General features: G+C 69.4%; 2 protein-coding genes. One reads left to right on the forward strand and one right to left on the reverse strand.

Translation table 11 applies throughout. The features are described 5' to 3' along the window. Positions 1–52: 52 nt before the first annotated feature. Complete coding sequence (locus GT030_RS31410) at positions 53–1,414, forward strand: NAD(P)/FAD-dependent oxidoreductase (protein ID WP_161203994.1); 1,362 nt, start codon at positions 53–55, stop codon at positions 1,412–1,414. Between the two features lie 99 nt (positions 1,415–1,513). Here GT030_RS31410 and GT030_RS31415 read toward each other — a convergent pair whose 3' ends face one another. After that, a complete protein-coding gene (locus GT030_RS31415; RefSeq protein ID WP_161203995.1) occupies positions 1,514–2,401 on the reverse strand; it encodes an MBL fold metallo-hydrolase in 888 nt (295 codons plus the stop codon). Positions 2,402–2,476: the final 75 nt, after the last annotated feature.

A 2,476-nucleotide genomic window follows, 5' to 3' on the forward strand; every position in this document is an offset into this window, starting at 1 on the left:
CGGTAAAGTCGAATACGATTCGAGATCGGAAGCTGGGGAAGTGAGGGAGAAGATGGCGAACGCGGTGGGAGCTGTGCGCGAGGAGAGCCGTGACGTCGTGGTCGTCGGCGCCGGAATGGCCGGGCTGATGGCGGCCACGGCTCTCGACGGCAAGGCCGACGTCGTCGTGCTGGAGGCGTCGGAACGGGCGGGTGGACGCGTCGAGACCGTACGTAAGGGTGACTACTGGATCAACGTCGGAACGCAGTTCACCGAGGGAACCGGGCCGCTGATCGACGCGCTGCATCACCACGGCATCGAGATGGGGTCGCTGGCCGGCAAGAGTGTGGCGCTGGTGCTCAACGGGGGGCTGGTCGACACGTCCAGGCTCTTCTCGCTCATGTTCCGTACGCGGATGAGCTTCCTGGACCGGGTCGGGATGGCCTTGGTGGGCGCTCGTATCGTCTCAGCCGTGCCGTTCCTGGAGTCGGACAGTGAGATCGCGAAGCGGGTGCGTGCCAAGCTCGACCGGCGGCTCGCGTCGGATCTTCTGCGCGGTGTGCGCTCGGAGTTGACCCGAGAGGTCGTCCGGTCGTGGTCGGGGCAGTGGATGGGATGCGAGCCCGGGGAAACGGCGGCGACGCAGCTGGTGACATCGATCGGAATCGCCTTGGCCGATCCGGCGAAGGTGCCCAACTTCGCGCTGCCGCTGGGGGGTAACCAGACCCTGACCGACATCCTCGCCGCCGACCTCGGTGAACGTCTGCGGCTCGGGGCGGGCGTTCGGTCCGTGGAGGCGGCGGCGGACGGTGTGGTCGTCCATTACGTCGACGCGGACGACGGCGTGGTGCGGGTGCGCGCGAAGCGCGCGATCGTCGCGGTGCCCAGCGATGTCGCGAAGCGGATCCTTCCGGGACTTCCGCAGACGTACCGCAACGCGTTCGACGACATTCGCTACGGCCGTTACGTCGTCGTCGGCTTCTTCACCGAGGAGGAGGGGCCCCAGCCCTGGGACGACTTCTTCGGCGTGTCCACGCCCCAGCTCTCGTTCCAGGCGATGTTCAACCACGCCGCCGCCCTTCGCAAGGGCGGCATCCGCAAGCCGGGCGGCGCGCTGGCCTGTTTCGCCGGCGGTGCCGCGGCCGACGACCTCTTCGAGCTGCCCGACGAGGAGATCACCGCCCGGTTCGCGCGTGACCTGGTCTCGGTCTACCCCCAGCTCCGGGGCAGGCTCGGCGAGGGCGTCGTGCGCCGGCACCACCGCGTGGTCCCCTTCTGGGCTCCGGGCCGCCGGGCATCCCTGCCGACGCTGCGGACTCCCCTCGGCCCGATCCATCTGGCCGGGGATTACCAGCTCGACATGCCTTCACTGGCTGACGCGGCGACTTCGGGGGAGAGGGCGGCGAAGGCGGTCCTGGCGAGCCTGAAAGGCTGACCTAGGCCAGCCGATCCTGGAGATCGGGCAGAGAGCCGGCGAGCGAGCGGAAGCCGTTCTCCCGGAGGCCGATCCGTGGGTTGGCGAAGGGGTCTGCTCTCAGGTTGCCCGGAAGAACCCCGGCTCGGTCTCCGTCACCAGGCCCTTGGCTGTCAGGCGGGCCAAGTGGTGGATTGCGGTGCGGCGTTCAACCGGGTCCACATGTGGTCCGGACACACGTGGCCGGTACACAAGGCGGTGCTCGGCGATCTCGGGGACGGTCCTCGGCTCGGCGAGGAGGGCCAGCAGTGCTGCCTCCCGCCGTTCGACCACCTCCGCGAACTCGGCGAGCCCGCGCCGGAATTCCGGGGCACCTTCGATCACGCCCTTCTGGTGGGCGGTGCCGTACCAGCGGGCGTCGATGTCCGCGCACCGGCGCATCGACGCCTCGAAGTCCGTCAGATCGCTGCGGGTGTCGCCGTAGAACGGGCCGAACGAGGTGAGGTCGATGTCCGCGACGAACAGGAAGCCGTCCGGTTCGATCAGGAAGCCGCTGTGGCCCGGTGTGTGGCCGGGGAGGTGGACCACCGTGACCGTGCGGCCGCCGAGGTCGAAGACGGTGCCGTCGGTGAAGCCGAGCGCTTCCGGACGTCCTGTCACATGGAAGTCGTCGCGCAGCATCCGGTCGGCGGCGCGGGCCTCCTCGGGCGGGTAGCCGAACCCGGCGACCATGAGCTCGCGGGACCGGAGCGGGCCGAGGTCGCCGACGTGGATGTGCACCGGCACGTCGTAGCTGCCGAGCCCCGCGATGTGGTCCTCGTGCGCGTGGCTCACGAGGACCGCATCGGCGGGCGGCGCGCCGTTGACGAGAGACAGCGAGGGGTCGACGACCAGCGTGGCGTCCGTACCGCGTACGAGGAGCGAGTTGGCGTACGGATACGCGCCGCGCCGGGCGCCGACCAGCACCGTGACCTCGCCGTAGGTCTCCTCGGTGTATTCCCCGCCCATGTGCGGCCACCCCACCCTTCAGCTCACGCACTGAAATTCGAATCGCAGTCGAAACCGTAGCAGTGCCCGCCGAGC

Origin of the sequence: Streptomyces sp. SID1328, assembly GCF_009865595.1 — a bacterium.
Lineage (GTDB): Bacteria > Actinomycetota > Actinomycetes > Streptomycetales > Streptomycetaceae > Streptomyces > Streptomyces griseoluteus.